This window comes from Terrabacter sp. Ter38 (assembly GCF_024519435.1).
Lineage (GTDB): Bacteria > Actinomycetota > Actinomycetes > Actinomycetales > Dermatophilaceae > Terrabacter.
Window position 1 is genome coordinate 41,494 of record NZ_JALJRZ010000013.1, and the last position, 17,508, is coordinate 59,001.

Here is a 17,508-nt window from a genome sequence, read left to right on the forward strand (position 1 = left end):
GGCGGAGGCACGGCGATGGAGCGCAGCCGTGAGCGGGTGCTCGACTACGCCCGCCGCGTCCGGGCGCGCGAGACGATCCTCGGCTACTGGGTCATCATCGACTCCCCGGTGTCGACGGAGCGGCTCGCCCGTCTCGGCTACGACTACGTCTGCTTCGACGCCCAGCACGGTCTGCTCGACTACAAGGGCATCCTGTCCGGAATGCAGGCGATCGACGCCGGGGGCGAGTCCGTCGGCATGGTCCGGGTCGGCGCCAACGACCCCTTCCTCATCGGGCAGGCGCTCGACGCCGGTGCCGCCGGCGTCATCGTGCCGCTCGTCAACACCGCTGAGGACGCCGCCCGCGCCGTGTCGTACGCGAAGTACGGTCCCGAGGGCGTCCGCTCGTACGGCCCGATGCGCTCACAGCTGCGCGTCGGCCCCAACCCGGCTGACTCCAACGCCGCGACCGTCGTCCTCGCCATGATCGAGACGCCACAGGGCCTCGAGAACGTCGAGTCCATCGCCGCGACCCCCGGCATCGACGGGCTCTACATCGGCCCGTCCGACCTCCGTCTCGCCGTCGGTGGTGCCACCTCGACCGACCCGGCCGTCGATGACGTCTTCGAGCAGGCGGTCGACCGGATCCTGCGCGCCGCCAAGGCTGCCGGCATCGCCGCAGGCTTTCACACGCCGAGCGGAGAGGTCGCCGCCAACCGCCTCGGCCAGGGCTTCACCCTCGCCACCGTCTCGTCCGACCTCATCCACCTCGAGCAGGCCGCGACGGCCCACCTCAAGGCGGCGCGGGGCGAGTCGTGAGCGTCGCCGGGGCCTCCGCCCAGGTGCTCCCGACCGACGGCGTGCTGCGCCCGCGCGACGGAGGTGGGCACACGGCATACCTCCCCACCCCGACGGTGCAGTGCCACGCCGCCAACCTCGCGTGGCTGCCGAACGGCGACCTCGCGTGCGTCTGGTTCGGCGGCACCCAGGAGGGGGTCAGTGACATCACCGCCTACCTCAGTCGTATGCCGGCCGGTGCGGACACGTGGCTCGCCCCCGTGCCGCTCAGCGACGACCCGACGCGGTCGGAGCAGAACCCGGTCCTCTTCACGGCCCCGGACGGCGACGTCTGGCTGCTCTACACGGCTCAGCTCGCCGGCAACCAGGACACGTCCGAGGTGCGGCGACGGGTCTCGCACGACGGTGGTGACACGTGGGAGCCGCCGACGGTGCTGCTCCCCGCGACGGGGGCCGGTGGCGTCTTCGTGCGCCAGCCGCCCGTGGTGACCGCTGGCGGCCGCATCCTGCTGCCCGTCTTCAACTGCGTCACCGTGCCCGGCGAGAAGTGGGTCGGCAACGAGGACACGTCGAGCGTGTGGTGGAGCGACGACGGCGGCGACTCGTGGACCGAGGCGCCGGTGCCGGGGTCGCTCGGCTGCGTGCACATGAACGTCGTTGCACGACAGGACGGTTCGCTCTGGGCCTGCTTCCGGAGCCGCTGGGCCGACCACATCTGGGAGACGACGTCGACCGACGACGGCCTGAGGTGGGCCGAGCCGACCCCGGCCGCGCTGCCCAACAACAACTCCTCGATCCAGGCCGTCGCCACGGGGGACGGCCAGGTCGCGCTGGTCTTCAACCGGAGCTCGGCGCTCGACGCCACCGAACGCCGTGTGTCCCTCTACGACGAGATCGACGACGAGGGCGTCGTCGACGGTCTCGACGGTCCGGTCGTCGCGGAGCCGTCGCCCGAGGCGGCCGAGGCAGCGGGTCGACGGACGGCGTTCTGGGGTGCACCGCGGGCGCCCATGACGCTCGGCCTCAGCCCTGACGACGGCCACAGCTGGCCCGTGCAGGTGGACCTCGAGACCGGCGACGGCTACTGCATGTCCAACAACTCACGCGACGGTCTCAACCGCGAGCTGTCCTACCCCTCGGTGCTGCCCGGCCCGGACGGCGACCTGCACGTCGCGTACACCTACCACCGGCGGGCCATCAAGCACGTGCACCTGCCCGCCGACGTCGTCGACCGCCTCCGCCGGAGCCCATCCCGGTGACGGCACCGACGCGGCCCGAGCCGGCCCCCGCCCCACCTGACGAGCGTGCGACACGCACCGCGGTCGTCACGGGGACCAGCTCGGGCATCGGTCTCGCCATCGCCCACGACCTCGTCGGTGCCGGGTGGCACGTCCTCGGGCTCAGCCGCTCACGCGGTGCGCTGTCGGACGCCGCCACGTGGGTGCCGTGCGACCTGGCCGACGTGATCTCGGCCGACGGGGCCGTGCGCGCGGTGCGTGAGACCGCGACCGGCGGCGTGGACGCCATCGTCCACGCCGCCGGTCTGCAGTACTCCGCCGGCGTCGGCGACCTCCGGCCCGAGCAGGGCGAGCGGATGTGGGCCGTGCACGTGCGCGGCGCCGAGCTCGTCGTCGGCGGGCTCGTTGGCGTCCTCGCCGACGGCGGCCGCGTCGTCCTCGTCGGCAGCCGCACCATGACGGGGGTGCCCGGCAAGAGCCAGTACGCCGCCACGAAGGCCGCGCTCGCCGCGATGGCCCGCGCGTGGGCGTCGGAGCTCGCGCCGCGACGGATCACCGTCAACGTCCTCGCGCCGGGACCGACGCGCACGGCGATGCTCGACGATCCCAACCGCGCGTCGGTGCCACCCGTCGTGCCGCCCCTCGGCAGGCTCGTCGAGCCGTCGGAGGTCGCCGCCCTGACCCGCTTCCTGGTCGAGCCGACCGGCGCGATGGTGACCGGTCAGACCATCGTCGTGTGCGGCGGCGCGTCCCTGCCCTGAGTCGCGTCGACGCGACGGTCGGAGGTGCGCGGTCTCAGCTCGGGTGCGCGTTCCCCGCAGGGGTGCGCGATGCAACCCGCACCACGGACGTGAGGGCGCGCTTCTGGGGAGAGGCCGCACTCGGCGCGCGTCCGTCGGATGGCGCCGCAGGCGGCGTATGCCGGGTGGCTGTGCCTCGCTGGAGGGTCCGGCAGGACGGCGGTCGGCTCAGGCGGTGACGTTCTCGAGGACGACGGCGAGGCCCTGACCGACGCCGATGCAGATGCACGCGACGCCCCAACGACCCCCGGAGCGCTGCAGGTCGCGCGCCAGCGTGCCGAGGATGCGGCCGCCCGAGGCTCCGAGGGGGTGGCCGATGGCGATGGCCCCACCGTGCCGGTTGACGATGTGTGGGTCGATGTCACACGCGTCGATGCAGGCGAGCGACTGCGCGGCGAAGGCCTCGTTGAGCTCGACGACCGACACGTCGGACCACGTGATGCCGGCTCGGGAGAGGGCTCGGTCGGCGGCCTCGACCGGCGCGAAGCCGAAGTACTGCGGGTCGAGCGCGGTTGCGCCGCGACCCGCGATGCGCGCGATCGGGGCGAGCCCGAGGCGCTCCTGGGCGCGGGCACTCCCGAGCAGCACCGCGGAGGCGCCGTCGTTGAGCGGCGAGGCGTTGCCGGCGGTGACGGTGCCGTCGTCCGTGCGGAACGACGTGCGCAGGCCGGCGAGACGCTCGGCCGTCGTGTCGGCGCGGATCGACTCGTCGCGGGCGAGCTCGACACCGGGGACCGGCACGACGAGGTCGTCGTAGAAGCCCTCGGTCCACGCTGCGTCCGCGAGTCGGTGCGACCGCGCGGCGAACTCGTCCTGGCGCTCTCGGGTCACCCCGTGCCGCTCGCGCAGCTGCTCGGTGGCCTCACCGAGCGAGACCGTCCACTGCGACGGCATCCTCGGGTTGACGAGACGCCAGCCGAGCGTCGTCGACGAGAGCTCGAGATTGCCCACGGGATAGGGCTTCTCGGTCTTCGGCATGACCCAGGGCGCTCGCGTCATGGACTCGACGCCGCCGACGAGCACGACGTCGGCGTCGCCCGTCTCGATCTGCCGCGACGCGATGATCGCTGCGTCGAGGCTCGAGCCGCAGAGGCGGTTGACCGTCGTGCCCGGGATGCTCGTCGGCAGGCCGGCGAGCAGGGTCGCCATCCGCGCGACGTTGCGGTTCTCCTCGCCGGCGCCGTTCGCGTTGCCGAAGACGACCTCCTCGACGAGACCCGCGTCGGCGGCGAGGCCGGGGGACCGGTCGACGACCGCGCGCACGACGAGCGCCCCGAGGTCATCGGGCCGGATCGCGGCGAGAGCGCCCCCGAAGCGGCCGAACGGGGTGCGGACGGCGTCGTAGACGAACGCGTCGTTCACGGTCGTGACCTCCTGTCGGAGCGGACGGCACACAGCAGGCGCACGCCTGGCGCATGCCGTGGCGTCACGCTCGTGGGCCCCGTCGGGCTCGAACCGACGACCGGCGGATTAAAAGTCCGATGCTCTACCGACTGAGCTAGAGGCCCGTGGTCCGACTCGGCGCGTCCGCACCGTTCCGAACCCGCCGTCAGTATGCCCGACCTCCCGACCCCGGCCGAACCCGCGACCCGCCGAGGCGCGATCGTCCGGCCCACGTGTCGGGTGCGGGTGTCAGGTGTGGCGCCCGCGCACCCAGTCCTCGAGGGTGCCGTCGACGTGGCCGCGCATCACGAGGGACCACACGAGCACCGAGGCTGCGAACTCCCCGACGGGCGCGGCGGCAGCGACGTCGTCACGCAGGGCTGCGAAGCCCGGACCGTCGGCAGGCCGACGGAAGCGCAGACGCGGGGAGTCGAGCACGACCGCGCGTGCGCTCTCGGGGAGGCTCTCGACGGTGGCTGGTCGCGCCGCGGCCACGGCCCGCCGGGCGCGGATCGCCCTCACCCGGAGCAGGCCGCCGATCGCCATGCCCACGGCCGCGGCGGCCAGCACGACCACGAGACCGAGCCCGAGGTCGGACTCGTCGACCGGCCAGCGCCACGCGACGGCGGCAGCCGCAGCCGCGAGCACGAGCGCGACCGCGAAGGGCCAGGAGAGGCGCACCCAGGCGGCGTCCCGTTCGAGCCGCTCCTGCTCGTAGTAGCGGGAAGCCCACTCGCGCACGGCAAAGACCGGGAAGCCGGACGCGCTCTGCGGCGCGGCCTGGCCCGTGGCTGGCGGAGCCCCCGGCCCTGTCATCCGGCGCGTGGGCCCACGAGGCACCGCCTCGGTGCTGTGCGCTTCTCGCTGCTCGCGCATCGGACCCCTGTCTGCTTTGTCACTTTTCGTGACCTTCAGACTAACGAGGGATGGCCCCGGACGAGGGACGCCCACGCCCAGTCGACCCGCTGCCAGTGTCGCTGCGCCGCCCGGGGCGTCAGACGCCGGTGTCGGGTCCGCCGGTGTCCGCAGCGGCAGCCGGACTCTCGACGGGGCCGAGGGTTGCCCGCAGCTCGCGTCTGGCGGAGTCGATGTTGGCCCGACGGGCCCGGAACTGGTCGGGGTCGGCCGTGGGGGCGGTCGCGAGGTCGGCTCCGACGGACTCCACGAGGCCGCGCAGGAGCCCCCGGATGTCGGTGGCTCGTTCGGCGCGGGGTCCGTCCGGCGCCTCGGTGGCCAGGGTGTGGAAGGCCTCGTCGATCTCCAGCAGTCGGGGCTGCGCGGCCGTCCAGATCGGCAGCGCCTCGGCGGCACTCGGCCGCTCGAGGACCTGCGTCGTGAGCGAGTCCTCCACCCAGGACGCCTCCTTCTCCGCGGCGGCCAGTCGGTCGTCCCAGGCCTGGAGCTCCGCCTGTGCCTGGCGCCGGCGGATCAGGAACCAAGCGAGGCCGCCGAGCAGCACGAGCAGCAGCAGCCACGGCCACCACGTCGTCCCCTGCTCCGAGGTGGGCGCTGCCGGCGCGGCCTCGGTCGGGGCCGGCGTCGGTGTGGGGGACTCGCTCTCCGACGGAGTCTCGGTCACCGTGGCCGTCTCGGTCTGGGTCACCGTGGCCGTCTGGGTCCTCGTCTCCGTCTGGACCTGCGTCTGGGTCTGGGTCCGTGTCTCCGTCTGCGTCTGCGTCTGGGTCACGGTCTGGGTCTCGGTCGGGACGGTCCGGGTCGGCAGCTCCGGGAGCGTGACCGCGGGCTCGCTGCTCGCCGGTGTACTGGCTGCCGGTGTGCTGGCTGCCGGCTCGCTCGCGGACGGCACGGCCGAGCGACTGATGCTCGGCAGCGTCGTCGGCAAGGTGACCGAGCCGTTGCCGGAGCACGCGGCGAGGACCGCGACCACGACCAGGGTGGCCAGCATGCCGACCAGGGCAGGAATGCGTCTCATGGCCGATTGTCCGCGCACGACACCGGGCACGGGCGTCACCCGCGCGGGGTGAGATGGCGGCAGCCCGCCGCGGTCGGGGGCGCGCGCTGCGACCGGGACGGCATACGGACTCGGTGGGTATGGTGCAGACGTCAACGACTGAGCAGGAGGACCGCATGAGCCTGGACCGACCGGTCGCCCCGAATCCCTACGACCTGCTGCCGCAGGTGCCCTCCTTCACGGTGACGAGCGCCGACGTCACCGACGGGGAGGCGCTCAAGGACGACCAGGTGGCCGCCGAGGGCAACACGTCCCCGCAGCTGTCGTGGAGCGGTGCGCCCGAGGGGACGCAGAGCTACGTCGTGACGTGCTTCGACCCCGATGCCCCGACGCCGTCGGGATTCTGGCACTGGGTGCTGGTCGACGTGCCCGCCGACGTCAGTTCCCTGGACACGGGTGCGGCCTCGGCAGCCTTGCCGGGCAAGGCTTTCCACGTGCGCAATGACGGTGGTGAGTCGGGTTTCATGGGTGCGGCCCCGCCCGAGGGAGACATGCCGCACCGCTACTTCTTCGTCGTCCACGCCGTCTCTGAGCGGACGCTCGGCGTCGACGACTCGGCGTCGCCGGCCGTCGTCTCGTTCAACCTCGCCTTCAAGACGCTCGCCCGCGCCGTCATCCACGGCACCTACCAGCACTGACGCCTGACGGCGCCGGACGATGGCGTATGCCGGGTCGCTCGCCGGGCGGCCCGGCTGACGTCACGCGAAGGTGAAGTGACCCGAGGTCGGGGTCCAGCCGTCCGGGGGATCCTCGCCGGTGCGCCCGTCGACGGCCTCGCGCAGGAGGTCGGCGTGGCCGGTGTGACGGCCGTACTCCTCGAGCAGGTCGCACAGCAGCCGGCGCAGGTTCGCGTGCCGTCCGTCCGGCATGGACGCGTGGATGGACTGGGCGAGGCCTCCCGTGTCGAGGACTGCCCGCAGCCGGCGCCGTGACCGCTCCACGGCCCCGTCGTAGAGGTCGTAGAGGTCATCCGGGGAGTCGCCTGCGGCCGACTCGAACTCCCAGTCGTTGCTGCCGTCCCAGCCCGTCGCGTCCCAGGGGGCGCCGATCGGTTCGCCGCGGAGCTTGTGCGTGAACGCGTAGTCCTCGCAGGCCGCGAGGTGCTTGAGGAGCCCGGCCAGCGTCAGGCTCGAGGCTCCGACGCGCGCCCGGAGCGCGGTGCTGTCGAGGTCGTCGCTCTTCCAGCGGAAGGTGGCGCGCAGCCGCTCCAGGGACCCGATGAGCTGCTCGGCCTCGGAGCCTGCGATCGGTGGCTCCCAGGGTGTGGGACTCGTCGTCTGTTGGATGCTCATGGGACGACGGTAGGAGCTGTCCCGGACGGTCTGCGTCCGAGGTCGGAGGCCGGTCCTCGGGCGGATGGTGCGTCTGCGGCAGTGTGTCTGTCCGTCAGGCGCTCATGAGCTCCGCGGACTCGAGGTGGCCGCGGAGCTCGGCGAGGACCCGCCGCAGCAGTCGGCTCACCTGCATGGCGCTGAGGCCCATCGTCTGGGCGATCTCGGCCTGCGTCATGTCGTGCGCGAAGCGCAGCTCGACGATCTCCTGCTCGCGCGGGGGCAGCCGCTTGAGCGCCGTCCGCACCACGATGCCGTCGTCGAGGCCCGGGTCCGAGTGGTGCTCAGCACGGGCGTCGACGAGGTCGAGAACCGGTCGGCCACCCTCCGTCGTGGTGGCGTCGAGCGAGGCCGGTCGAAGGTTCGTCGAGGCGACCTGTGCCTCCTTGACCTGCTCGAGGGTCAGCTCGAGAGCCGTGGCCAGGTCGTCCTGGGTGGGCTCGTGGCCGAGCGTCTGCTCGAGGCGCGTGCGGGCGTCGGTGACGAGCTGGCGTCGCTCCTGCAGGCCGCGCGGGGGGCGGACGAGCCAGCCGTGGTCGCGGAAGTGGCGGCGCAGCTCGCCGGTGATGGTGGGTGTCGCGTAGGCGCCGAACTCGGTGTCCTGGGAGAGGTCGAAACGCTGGATCGCCTTGAGCAGAGCGAGGAACGCGACCTGCTCGAGGTCGTCCCGGTCGAGACCCTTGCCGGCGTAGCGGTGGGCGAGGGACCGGGCCAGTGGCATGTGCAGCCGGGTCACCGTCTCGAGGGCCCGCGCCTTCTCGGTCTCGGAGTCCGAGGTGCGGACGGTGGCGATGAGCTCACGGGTGCGGGCGTCCTTGCGGGGACCGCGCGAAGGGTCGGTCATGACTGCTCCATCCAGGGAGGTGGGTGGCGGCGCCTTCTTGACCGACGAGAGGAACCCTAGACAAAGTCTCAACATTGCACAAGGGCTGGACAGGCCGGTCGGTTCGGACCGGGCCGGTCGACCCTCAGGCCGGCCGGTGGAGCACGGCTCCTTCGGGTCTCACGACGAGCTCTCCGTCTCCGATCTCGACGACGGTGCCGTCGACGAGGAGCGACCGGTCGCCGGCCTCCCGCGGCGGGAAGACGAGCGTGACGCCGCGGTGCTCGTCGACGAGGCGCGTGGCCGTCGAGCCGATGCGGTCGACGAGCAGACGATCGCCGTCGAGGCGGGGCCGCACTCCGAGCACGTGCGGCCGCTCCTCGCCGAGACACACGAGGAACGCGTAGTCGTGGCGCCCCATCGCCTCACCCAGCTCCGACAGCTCGACCTTGACGCTCATGACGACCTCCACCGTCGGGGTCCGCACCCGGGTGGCACGGACGCCTCGACTCATCGTCCACCTGCGCCGTGTCCCGGACGACGGGGACGAGCGACTCCGAGCTGAGCCGCGTCGAGGGCATCCACGGCCCGCGCACCCTCCACGTCGTCCCCGTCGGCCGCGCCGACGACTACCCCCGGCTGACGGCGTCTGTCGGGGGTAGGCCTGTAGCGCAAGCGATCCGCAGTGGCTGACCACCTCCGCAGCTCGTGGTCGGTGCGGACAACGCCCTCGCCGTCGACGTGGGCGCGGAGGCGCTCGTGGACGGGCGCCCGCGTCCGGTCGTGCGCCAGAACGTGCCGGTGACCCGGTCGAGGCGCGGCATGAGTGAGCTCGCGAGCGCAGCGTGCCAGCGCAGCGGCGTGGGTGCCGGGGGTTAGCCTGCTGGAATGAGTGAGAGCGACCACCGCGCCCACCGGCGGCCCGCCTTCTTCAGCGAGGCGGCCCTCGAGGCGCACGGTCCTGCCTACGACCCCACCGAGCAGATCCACGTCGCCCACGAGACGGCGCTGGCGCTCGTCCACGCCGGCCGCGCGGCGTCCGACCCGGTCGTGACGCAGAAGCTCGTCGCGCTCGTCGACGACATCGGTCTGTCGACGCTCGCCGAGCTGTGGTCCCAGCGCCCTGCCCGCTCCCTCCCGGGCGCCCTGTGGCGCCTCTACGTGCTCCGTGAGTGGGTGCAGCGGGCACCCGACGAGGCGAGCCGGGAGTATGCCGCCGGCATCCGTTTCACCGGCCCCAACCACGCCGTGGCCGGTGCCGCCGAGCCGCCCGGACCCCAGGAGATGGGGCGCGTCATCGACGAGGTGCTGCGCGGCGTCTTCGAGGGTGACCTCGCCGTCGCCCTCGAGCGGGCCTCGGCCTTCTGCCGCGTCGTCTCGGCCGGCCGCGCCGACACCTCCTCGGGCGACGAGTCCGCCGAGCAGGCGGCGAACGTCCTCGTCATGGCCGAGGATCTCACCGTCTGCGCTCGCCTGTGGCGCGCGGACGCGCTCGACTGACCAGGCGACCGACGGGTCTTGCGCCGATGCATCTTTGGTGATCCGTTCGGGCGGCTTTATCCTTGACGCGCGTCGGGTCGTGGTAGCCCCGGGTCCCAAATTCAGCCGCTACGAGCGGCCCAGTGCCGAGAGGCGCTCCCGACCCGACGCAACCTCTTCGGCCAGCAGGCTCGGTGTCGGCCCCTTGCACGGGGTCCACGTCCCATCTCGTTCGGGCCTTCGGCCCACCGACCACCAGGCAGCCGCCTAGATTGGACCCATGACGCCCGAGGAGGAGCGGTCCGGTGACCTGCTCGATGTCGCACTCGCCGACGAGATCGAGCTCGTGAGCGACCTCGTGGTGGCTGCCTCCTCAAGCCCGCGCCATTTCACTCCCGACGAGGTCGACGAGCTTCTCGGCATCGCGGAGGGCGGCTCCGGCACCCCGTCGGACGCCCCGGCGACGCCGCCGGCGGAGTGACCGTTCCCGTCCGCACGCACGACCGGATGCTGCGGCATGCTCCCCGCTCGTCGCCCCGGAAGCAGCCAGGCATGTCCGGATGAACGCCGGATCGACGCCGGGTTGCGCCGGAGTGACTTCTACGCCGTAGCATCTTCCCCGGACCAGACCTCGATCGACCGGAGCGCCCCCGTGGGTTTTCGCCTCACACCCCAGGACACGAGCTTTTTCTCCCTCTTCACCTCCTCCGCCCAACTCCTCGTCGAGGCGACCCGGGAGCTGACCCGGTTCCTCGAGGTCGAGCCCTCCCAGCGGCAGGCGGTGGCCGACCGGCTCAAGGAGCTCGAGCACGCTGCCGACGACGCGACGCACGAGGTCATCAACAAGGTCAACAGCTCGTTCATCACGCCCTTCGACCGCGAGGACATCCACAACCTCGCCGCGTCGCTCGACGACTGCATGGACTACATCGAGGAGACCGCTGACCTCATCGTGCTCTACCGCATGGGTGAGATCCCCGAGGGCCTCGCGGAGCAGTTCGAGATCCTGGCCCGGATGGCCGAGGTGACGGCAGAGGCGATGCCGCGCCTCCGTTCGATGAAGGACCTCAAGAGCTACTGGATCGAGATCAACCGTCTCGAGAACCAGGCCGACTCCCTCCACCGCAAGATGGTGGCCGCTCTCTTCGTCAACACGCCCGACCCGATCAACGTGATCAAGGTCAAGGCCATCGTGGACGGCTTCGAGGACGCCGCCGACGCGTTCGAGAAGGTCGCCCACGTGGTCGAGGGCATCGCGGTCAAGGAGTCCTGACCCGCTGATGGACACCACCATCCCCGTCCTCGGGGTCGCTGCGGTCATCGCACTGGCCATGGGCTTCAACTACACCAACGGCTTCCACGACGCCGCCAACGCGATCGCGACCTCGGTCTCGACCCGGGCCCTGACGCCTCGCGTGGCGCTGGCCATGGCGGCCATCGCCAACCTCTTCGGAGCCTTCTTCGGCTCCAAGGTGGCGGCGACCATCGGCTCGGGCATCATCGAGCAGCCCGAGGGCGTCGACGGGCTCTGGCTCGTCGCGGCCGCCCTCATCGGTGCCATCGGCTGGAACCTGCTGACCTGGTGGTTCGGCCTGCCATCGTCCTCGTCTCACGCCCTCATCGGCGGTCTCGCGGGCGCCGCGCTCGTGGCCGGCGTCGCCGTGAAGTGGGCCGTCATCTGGGAGAAGGTCATCATCCCGATGATCGCCTCACCACTCATCGGGCTCGTCGTCGGCTACCTCTTCATGACGGCGATCTTCTGGATCTTCCGCAACGCCAACCCGGGCCGGGTCACGCGCGGCTTCCGCCTGGCGCAGACCGCGTCCGCGGCCGCGATGGCCTTCGGCCACGGCCTCCAGGACGCCGCCAAGACCGCGGGTGTCGTGCTGCTCGCCCTCAACATCTCCGGCTACCACAACAGCACGACCGTCCCGATCTGGGTCCTCGTGCTGTCGGCCCTCGTGATCTCCGCCGGCACGTATGCCGGTGGCTGGCGCATCATGCGCACGCTGGGGCGGCGCATCATCGACCTCACGCCGCCCCAGGGGTTCGCGGCCGAGACGACGGCGGCCTCGATCCTCTACGTCGCGGGTCTCGCGCTCGGTGCCCCGATCTCGACGACGCACACGATCACCTCGGCGATCATGGGCGTCGGAGCGACCAAGCGGCTCTCGGCCGTGCGGTGGAGCGTGGCGGGCAACATCGTCGGCGCGTGGGTGCTCACCTTCCCGGGCGCCGGTCTCGTCGCCGTCCTCGCCTGGTACGCCAGCTCGATCTTCCGCTGACCGCCGCGCGACCGCGCCCACGGCACACGACCCCGCACACGGCATACGACCGTGCCCACCGACCTCGAGGGTCAGCTGGGCACGGTCGTGCGTGGACGGGTCCGGCGGAAGCGGGCCGGTGGTCCGGCGGCTCAGCCGAAGCGGCCGGAGATGTAGTCCTCCGTGGCCTGCTCGGTCGGGTTGTTGAAGATCCGCGTCGTGTCGTCGATCTCGACGAGCCGACCCGGCTCCCCGGTGGCCTTGAGGTTGAAGAAGGCCGTCCGGTCGGACACGCGCGCCGCCTGCTGCATGTTGTGCGTGACGATGACGATGGTGAAGTCGTTCTTCAGCTCGTTGACGAGGTCCTCGATGGCGAGCGTCGAGATCGGGTCGAGCGCCGAGCACGGCTCGTCCATGAGGAGCACCTGCGGCTGCACGGCGATCGCCCGGGCGATGCACAGACGCTGCTGCTGGCCACCGGAGAGGCCGGCACCCGGCTTGCTCAGGCGGTCCTTGACCTCGGTCCAGAGGTTGGCTCCCTTGAGCGACTGCTCGACGATGCCGTCGAGGGTCTTCTTGTTCTTGACACCGTTGAGCCGCAGGCCAGCCGCGACGTTGTCGTAGATCGACATCGTCGGGAAGGGGTTCGGCCGCTGGAAGACCATGCCGACCGTGCGCCGCACGGTCACGGGGTCCATCGAGCTGGCGTAGAGGTCCTGGTCGTCGAGCATGACCTTGCCCTCGACGCGACCGCCGGGGATCACCTCGTGCATGCGGTTGAGCGTGCGCAGGAAGGTCGACTTGCCGCAGCCGGACGGCCCGATGAAGGCCGTGACGGAACGGGGCTCGACCGTCATCGAGACGCCCTCGACGGCCTTGAAGGAGCCGTAGTAGACGTTGAGGTCGGTGACGTCGATTCGCTTTGCCATCGTTCAGATATCGCTTTCTCTTACTTCTTGACGGCGCCGAAGTGCGCAATGACACGGCCGATGACGTTGAGGAGGAGCACGAGCAGGATGAGCGTGAGGGCTGCGCCCCACATCCGCTCGGCCGCGGTGGCGAGCGCGAAGTCGCCGCGGTCCTGGTTGATCATCATCGGCAGCGTCGGGAAGTTGCCGTTGAACAGGTCGCGCTGGAAGTTCTTCGTGTACGGGGCGAGGATCAGCAGGGGCGCCGTTTCACCCATGACGCGGGCGATGCCGAGAAGGACTCCGGTGACGATGCCGGAGAACGCCGTCCGCAGCACGATCTTGACGACCGTGGCCCACTTGGGCACGCCGAGGGCGTACGCCGCCTCCCGCAGCTCGTTGGGCACGAGCTTGAGCATCTCCTCGGTGGAGCGCACGATGACCGGGATCATGAGCAGCACGAGCGCGAGCGCGGCGGCGAATCCCGAGCGGCTGAAGCCGAAGGCCGTCACCCACACCGCGTAGATGAACAGCGCTGCGACGATCGACGGGACGCCCGAGAGGATGTCCACGGTGAAGCTGATCGTCCTGGCGAGGTGCCCGCGGCCGTACTCGACGAGGTAGACGGCGGTGAGGATCCCGATGGGCACCGCGATGAGGGCGGTGAAGCCGACCATCTGGAGGGTGCCCTCGATCGCGTGCCGCGCCCCACCACCGAAGTCGTCGGAGTTGATGTTGCGCTGGTTGCCGGTCCACCACGTCGCCGTCGTGAGCATGTGGAAGCCCTTGGCGACGACCGTGCCGAGGATCCACACGAGAGGGACCACGGCGAGGACGAAGGCAGCCCACATGACGACCTTGGCGACGACGTCCTTGACGGCGCGAGCCCGGTGGGGGTTGCTCATCTCGGACAGGGCGTCGCGGCCCGAACGGCCGCCCGGTGGCGTCGACGTCTCGCCGGGGACGACCTTGTCGTCGGGCGCGCGGCGGTCGGTGGCGGTGCTCATTCGGTGAAGGCCTTCCTGCGCTCGATGACCACGCGGGCGATGCTGTTGACGACGAAGGTCAGCACGAAGAGGACGAGCCCGGCGGCGATGTAGGCGCCGGTCTTGTTCGGGTTGCTGAACTCCGAGGCGTTGTTCGCGATCTTCGACGCGAAGGTCTCGCCGCCGTTGAAGAGCGACCACGACCACGGGTTGCCGTCGGCGAGGGCCGAGACGAGGAACGTGACGGCGATCGTCTCGCCGAGGGCTCGGCCCAGGGCAAGCATCGAGGCGGAGATGACACCGGGTCGGCCGAAGGGCAGCACGGCCGTGCGGATCATCTCCCACTGGGTCGCGCCCAGCGCGAGAGCGCCCTCCTTGTGGGCCGTGGGCGTCTGGTCGAAGACCTCGCGCGAGAGCGCCGTGACGATGGGCAGGACCATGATCGCGAGGACGACGCCGATGAAGCAGATCGTCCCGCCGCTGATGCCGGTCGGCGCGAAGAGCGGGAACCAGCCGAGCTTGTCCTGGATGAACGACTGCACCGGCTTGAACACGGGAGCGAAGGCGATGAGACCCCAGAGGCCGTAGACGATCGAGGGCACGGCGGCCAGCAGGTCGACGAGGCCCGCTGCGGGCCGACGCATCCACGACGGCGCGTACTGCGTCAGGAAGAGGGCGACCGCGACGCCGACCGGGACCGAGAGCACCATCGCGATCGTCGATGCGGTCACCGTCGTCCAGAGGAACTCGAGGATGCCGAAGGCGGGCTGCTCACCACCCGGCGCCCAGACGCGGCTCGTGAAGAAGTTCGCCGAGTTGTCCATCAGCGCCGGCACGGCCTGGACGATGAGGAAGATCGCGATGAGGGTCACGAGCACGATGACGAGGACGCCGGAGACGGTGGCGGCTCCGCCGAAGAGCCGGTCACCCATGCGACCCGTGGAGGCCGTGTCGGCCTGCAGGGGTCGGCGCCCGTCGGGCCCGGGAGTCTGGTCCGCGGCGGACACACCCGTCACTGTCGACACGTGGGGGCCTCTTCCTTCGGTTGCGTGGTACTGGCACAGGGGCGGGCGCCGAGTGTGGCGCCCACCCCTGCGTGGACGACCCTGCCGGATCGCTCCGGCAGGGTCAGGCGGTTCAGGAGATCGCGTCGACCGCGGCCTGGACCTTGGTCGCCACCTCGGTCGGCAGCGGCGCGTAGCCCTTGGCCTCGAGGCCCTTCTGGACCTCGTCCGAGGCGAAGGTCTTGAGGAAGCTCTTGACCTTCTTGCCCGTCTCGGCGTCGGCGTACTTCGAGCAGACGATCTCGTAGGTCACGAGGACGATCGGGTAGGCCCCGGCCTCCTTCGTGGCGTAGTCGATCTTGAGTGCGAGGTTGTTGCCCATGCCGGTCTGCTTGGCCGTGGCGATCGTCTTGCCGGCCGACTCGGCGGTCAGCTCGACCGGCCCGGAGCCCGTGTCGATCTGGGCCATGGGGAGCTGGTTCTGCTGGGCGTAGGAGAGCTCGACGTACGTGATGCCGCCGTCCTGGCCCTTCGTCGCCGTGGCGACACCGGCCGACTTCTCCTTGCCCTCGCCCTTGCCGGTCCACTTCTTGCCGGTCTCGTAGGACCAGGCGTCGGGAGCGGCGGCCTTGAGGTACTTCGTGAAGTTCTCGGTCGTGCCCGACTCGTCGGAGCGGAAGAAGACCTTGATCGGCGTCGCGGGAAGCGTGACGCCCTTGTTGAGCGCGGCGATGGCCGGGTCGTTCCAGGTCGTGATCTTGCCGTCGAAGATCTTCGCGGCCACCTCGGCGTTGAGCACGAGCTTGTCGACGCCCTTGACGTTGTAGGCGATCGCGATGGGGCCGGTGACCATGGGCAGGTTCCATGCCTCGGTGCCACAGGCGGCCTTGGCGTCGTCGGCCTCGATCTTGCCGTCCTTGGGCTCGGTCTTGAGCGCCGAGTCGGACCCGGCGAAGTCGACCTGCTTGGCGATGAACTGCTTGATGCCGGCACCGGAGCCGGTGGGCTGGTAGTCGATGTTGGCGTCGGCGCAGGCCGTCTGGTAGGCCTTGATGGCCTCGTCGATGGCGTTCTTCTGGGCCGAGGAGCCCTCGGCCTTGAGGTCGCCGCTGAAGCAGTCGCCGGCGGCGGTCGAGCCGGCTGCGGTCGAGCCGGCGGCGGTCGAGCCGGCACCGGGAGTGGCGCCGGTGTTCTCGGACGCGCAGGCCGAGAGCGCAAGAGCGCCGGACAGGGCGATGGCGCCGAGAGCGCTGATACGCGAAACAGACACGAGTGTGATCCCTCTCGATGGGGTGTACCTGGTGGTCGTTCGGTCAGATCCGAGCGACGGTGCTGGACATTGATCCACGGCGAACATAGGTGGCCTGGATGACGAGTCGTCCACGTGCGGTTAACGCAGGGTGAACGCGGGGCGACGTCTTGGGGTGGGGTGCCGGCTCGAGATGCGGGGCGGCCCGAGCCGACCGACGATGAAGGATTCGGCAGGCCCGAAAGGGCCGAAAGGGGGGCGGAGGGGGGCCCGGAGCGTCTGCCCCACGCGTCAGGTGTCGATGCGCTCGACGTCGACGACGCGAGCGTCCTCTCCTCGTCCGACGAGGTGGCAGACGAGCACCTCGCCCTTGTGCATGGCCTCGTCCGCCGCGCCGTGCAGCAGCTCCGCGACGCCCACGCGCTCCGGGGAGTGCGCGACCCGGGTGTGCAGCAGGCGAAGGAGGGTCGGCAGCACGGGCCCGTGGCTGCAGAGGGCGGCCGGGTCACCGCGCTCGAGCAGGCGCTGGACCTGGGCGACGGCCCCGACAGGACTCTCCTCGAAGCCCTCCTCCGACAGGACGTCCCGGGTGCGGAGGCGGAGTCCTCGCTCGGCGGCATACGGCTCGACGGTCGAGACGCAGCGCGCGGACGACGACGAGACGACACGGGTGACGCCATAGGCCCCGAGCACGGCGGCGACGGTGTCCGCCTGGGCGCGCCCCACGGCGTCGAGCGGTCGTCGCCGGTCGTCGCCCTGCCACTTGCTCCTCGGCGTGGCCTTGGCGTGCCGGACGAACACGAGGGGCCACGTGCGCAGCTCGTCGGCCCGCTCGGCGCGCACGAGGGCGAGCAGCTGCTCACGGTCGCGGGCGTAGTCGAGCCGGTCGTGTGCCGTGCGCACGTCGACCCAGGCGACCTCGTCGATCTCGTGCTCGAGCACGCCGGTCCCGCCGGTGACGCGGGCCGACCAGTAGTGCACCTGCTTCGTGGCCGGGCCACCGGTCGGGTCGAGGACGGGGTACTCGGCCGAGGGCAGCGGGACCCCGAGGCGCACGACGAGTCCGGTCTCCTCGAGGGTCTCGCGGGCCGCGGCGACGCAGGGATGCTCGCCGGGGTCGAGCTTGCCCTTGGCCCAGGACCAGTCGTCGTACTTCGGGCGATGCACGAGGGCGACCTCGAGGCGTCCGTCGCGACGCCGCCAGGGCAGCGTGCCGGCGGCGGGGATCACTGAGGCCACGCGCGACAGTCTGCCTGATGCCGGGGCGCTGGGCGCCCCGAGCGCCCAACCCGCC

The 17,508-nt window shown here is 71.2% G+C and carries 19 protein-coding genes and 1 tRNA gene; 8 read left to right on the forward strand and 12 right to left on the reverse strand.

What is annotated here, in order from left to right; translation table 11 throughout:
* Positions 1 to 15: 15 nt before the first annotated feature.
* From NR112_RS20460 to NR112_RS20470, 3 genes are read left to right on the forward strand one after another with little or no spacing between them, the layout of a single operon-like run.
* A complete protein-coding gene (locus NR112_RS20460) occupies positions 16 to 798 on the forward strand; it encodes an HpcH/HpaI aldolase/citrate lyase family protein (protein ID WP_256796133.1) in 783 nt (260 codons plus the stop codon).
* Positions 795 to 2,036, forward strand: coding sequence for an exo-alpha-sialidase (locus NR112_RS20465; protein ID WP_256796134.1), 1,242 nt, complete (start codon positions 795 to 797; stop codon positions 2,034 to 2,036). Before NR112_RS20460 ends, NR112_RS20465 begins: the two co-directional genes overlap by 4 nt.
* Positions 2,033 to 2,776 (forward strand): SDR family oxidoreductase, encoded by a 744-nt coding sequence (locus NR112_RS20470; protein ID WP_256796135.1) that lies wholly within the window; start codon positions 2,033 to 2,035, stop codon positions 2,774 to 2,776. The genes NR112_RS20465 and NR112_RS20470 overlap by 4 nt, the downstream gene beginning before the upstream one ends.
* Positions 2,777 to 2,983: 207 nt before the next feature.
* Here the strand turns inward: NR112_RS20470 and NR112_RS20475 are convergent, their stop codons facing one another.
* From NR112_RS20475 to NR112_RS20490, 4 genes are all read right to left on the reverse strand, one after another.
* Positions 2,984 to 4,177: a thiolase family protein gene (locus tag NR112_RS20475; protein ID WP_256796136.1), complete on the reverse strand. Its 1,194-nt coding sequence runs from the start codon at positions 4,175 to 4,177 to the stop codon at positions 2,984 to 2,986.
* A 73-nt stretch (positions 4,178 to 4,250) separates the two neighbouring features.
* Positions 4,251 to 4,323: transfer RNA gene (locus NR112_RS20480), tRNA-Lys, on the reverse strand.
* Positions 4,324 to 4,447: 124 nt separating this feature from the next.
* Positions 4,448 to 5,074 carry a hypothetical protein gene (locus NR112_RS20485; RefSeq protein ID WP_256796137.1) on the reverse strand — a complete coding sequence of 209 codons (627 nt, stop codon included), beginning with the start codon at positions 5,072 to 5,074 and terminating at the stop codon, positions 4,448 to 4,450.
* A 118-nt stretch (positions 5,075 to 5,192) separates the two neighbouring features.
* Positions 5,193 to 6,131 (reverse strand): LPXTG cell wall anchor domain-containing protein, encoded by a 939-nt coding sequence (locus tag NR112_RS20490; RefSeq protein WP_256796138.1) that lies wholly within the window; start codon positions 6,129 to 6,131, stop codon positions 5,193 to 5,195.
* Positions 6,132 to 6,286: 155 nt separating this feature from the next.
* Here NR112_RS20490 and NR112_RS20495 point away from each other — a divergent pair, with 155 nt between their 5' ends.
* Positions 6,287 to 6,808 (forward strand): YbhB/YbcL family Raf kinase inhibitor-like protein, encoded by a 522-nt coding sequence (locus NR112_RS20495; RefSeq protein ID WP_256796139.1) that lies wholly within the window; start codon positions 6,287 to 6,289, stop codon positions 6,806 to 6,808.
* 60 nt (positions 6,809 to 6,868) lie between these two features.
* On the opposite strand, the gene NR112_RS20500 is transcribed toward NR112_RS20495, so the two are convergent.
* From NR112_RS20500 to NR112_RS20510, 3 genes are all read right to left on the reverse strand, one after another.
* A complete protein-coding gene (locus NR112_RS20500; protein ID WP_256796140.1) occupies positions 6,869 to 7,462 on the reverse strand; it encodes a DUF664 domain-containing protein in 594 nt (197 codons plus the stop codon).
* A gap of 94 nt (positions 7,463 to 7,556) precedes the next feature.
* Entirely contained in the window at positions 7,557 to 8,345 is a 789-nt protein-coding gene (locus NR112_RS20505) for a sigma-70 family RNA polymerase sigma factor (RefSeq protein ID WP_256796141.1), read from the reverse strand.
* Positions 8,346 to 8,469: 124 nt separating this feature from the next.
* Positions 8,470 to 8,784, reverse strand: coding sequence for a hypothetical protein (locus NR112_RS20510; RefSeq protein WP_256796142.1), 315 nt, complete (start codon positions 8,782 to 8,784; stop codon positions 8,470 to 8,472).
* A gap of 428 nt (positions 8,785 to 9,212) precedes the next feature.
* On the opposite strand from NR112_RS20510, the gene NR112_RS20515 reads away from it, so the two are divergent.
* From NR112_RS20515 to NR112_RS20530, 4 genes are all read left to right on the forward strand, one after another.
* Positions 9,213 to 9,824, forward strand: a complete 612-nt coding sequence (locus tag NR112_RS20515; RefSeq protein WP_256796143.1) for a hypothetical protein — start codon at positions 9,213 to 9,215, stop codon at positions 9,822 to 9,824.
* 259 nt (positions 9,825 to 10,083) lie between these two features.
* The gene (locus NR112_RS20520; RefSeq protein WP_256796144.1) at positions 10,084 to 10,284 is read left to right on the forward strand and encodes a hypothetical protein; all 201 of its coding nucleotides are present in this window, start codon (positions 10,084 to 10,086) and stop codon (positions 10,282 to 10,284) included.
* A 171-nt stretch (positions 10,285 to 10,455) separates the two neighbouring features.
* Positions 10,456 to 11,076, forward strand: a complete 621-nt coding sequence (locus NR112_RS20525) for a DUF47 family protein (RefSeq protein WP_256796145.1) — start codon at positions 10,456 to 10,458, stop codon at positions 11,074 to 11,076.
* Between the two features lie 7 nt (positions 11,077 to 11,083).
* Positions 11,084 to 12,088 (forward strand): inorganic phosphate transporter, encoded by a 1,005-nt coding sequence (locus NR112_RS20530; protein ID WP_056771687.1) that lies wholly within the window; start codon positions 11,084 to 11,086, stop codon positions 12,086 to 12,088.
* A 131-nt stretch (positions 12,089 to 12,219) separates the two neighbouring features.
* On the opposite strand, the gene pstB is transcribed toward NR112_RS20530, so the two are convergent.
* The 5 genes from pstB to NR112_RS20555 form a co-directional block, all read right to left on the reverse strand.
* Complete coding sequence (gene pstB / locus NR112_RS20535) at positions 12,220 to 12,996, reverse strand: phosphate ABC transporter ATP-binding protein PstB (protein WP_020145738.1); 777 nt, start codon at positions 12,994 to 12,996, stop codon at positions 12,220 to 12,222.
* Positions 12,997 to 13,016: 20 nt separating this feature from the next.
* Positions 13,017 to 13,982, reverse strand: coding sequence for a phosphate ABC transporter permease PstA (pstA, locus tag NR112_RS20540; protein ID WP_256796146.1), 966 nt, complete (start codon positions 13,980 to 13,982; stop codon positions 13,017 to 13,019).
* Positions 13,979 to 14,986 carry a phosphate ABC transporter permease subunit PstC gene (gene pstC, locus NR112_RS20545; protein ID WP_256796147.1) on the reverse strand — a complete coding sequence of 336 codons (1,008 nt, stop codon included), beginning with the start codon at positions 14,984 to 14,986 and terminating at the stop codon, positions 13,979 to 13,981. Before pstC ends, pstA begins: the two co-directional genes overlap by 4 nt.
* 112 nt (positions 14,987 to 15,098) lie before the next feature.
* Entirely contained in the window at positions 15,099 to 16,235 is a 1,137-nt protein-coding gene (gene pstS / locus NR112_RS20550; protein ID WP_256796148.1) for a phosphate ABC transporter substrate-binding protein PstS, read from the reverse strand.
* A 270-nt stretch (positions 16,236 to 16,505) separates the two neighbouring features.
* Positions 16,506 to 17,453 carry an NUDIX hydrolase gene (locus NR112_RS20555; RefSeq protein ID WP_256796149.1) on the reverse strand — a complete coding sequence of 316 codons (948 nt, stop codon included), beginning with the start codon at positions 17,451 to 17,453 and terminating at the stop codon, positions 16,506 to 16,508.
* Positions 17,454 to 17,508 lie beyond the last annotated feature (55 nt).

Excerpts from the sequence above, each read along its gene's own strand:
- NR112_RS20460 (WP_256796133.1), top strand. The coding sequence starts at position 16 with ATGGAGCGCAGCCGTGAGCGGGTGCTCGACTACGCCCGCCGCGTCCGG.
- NR112_RS20530 (WP_056771687.1), top strand. The coding sequence starts at position 11,084 with ATGGACACCACCATCCCCGTCCTCGGGGTCGCTGCGGTCATCGCACTG.
- NR112_RS20520 (WP_256796144.1), top strand. The coding sequence starts at position 10,084 with ATGACGCCCGAGGAGGAGCGGTCCGGTGACCTGCTCGATGTCGCACTC.
- NR112_RS20485 (WP_256796137.1), bottom strand. The coding sequence starts at position 5,074 with ATGCGCGAGCAGCGAGAAGCGCACAGCACCGAGGCGGTGCCTCGTGGG.
- NR112_RS20515 (WP_256796143.1), top strand. The coding sequence starts at position 9,213 with ATGAGTGAGAGCGACCACCGCGCCCACCGGCGGCCCGCCTTCTTCAGC.
- NR112_RS20510 (WP_256796142.1), bottom strand. The coding sequence starts at position 8,784 with ATGAGCGTCAAGGTCGAGCTGTCGGAGCTGGGTGAGGCGATGGGGCGC.
- pstA (WP_256796146.1), bottom strand. The coding sequence starts at position 13,982 with ATGAGCACCGCCACCGACCGCCGCGCGCCCGACGACAAGGTCGTCCCC.
- NR112_RS20490 (WP_256796138.1), bottom strand. The coding sequence starts at position 6,131 with ATGAGACGCATTCCTGCCCTGGTCGGCATGCTGGCCACCCTGGTCGTG.
- pstB (WP_020145738.1), bottom strand. The coding sequence starts at position 12,996 with ATGGCAAAGCGAATCGACGTCACCGACCTCAACGTCTACTACGGCTCC.
- NR112_RS20505 (WP_256796141.1), bottom strand. The coding sequence starts at position 8,345 with ATGACCGACCCTTCGCGCGGTCCCCGCAAGGACGCCCGCACCCGTGAG.
- NR112_RS20495 (WP_256796139.1), top strand. The coding sequence starts at position 6,287 with ATGAGCCTGGACCGACCGGTCGCCCCGAATCCCTACGACCTGCTGCCG.
- NR112_RS20500 (WP_256796140.1), bottom strand. The coding sequence starts at position 7,462 with ATGAGCATCCAACAGACGACGAGTCCCACACCCTGGGAGCCACCGATC.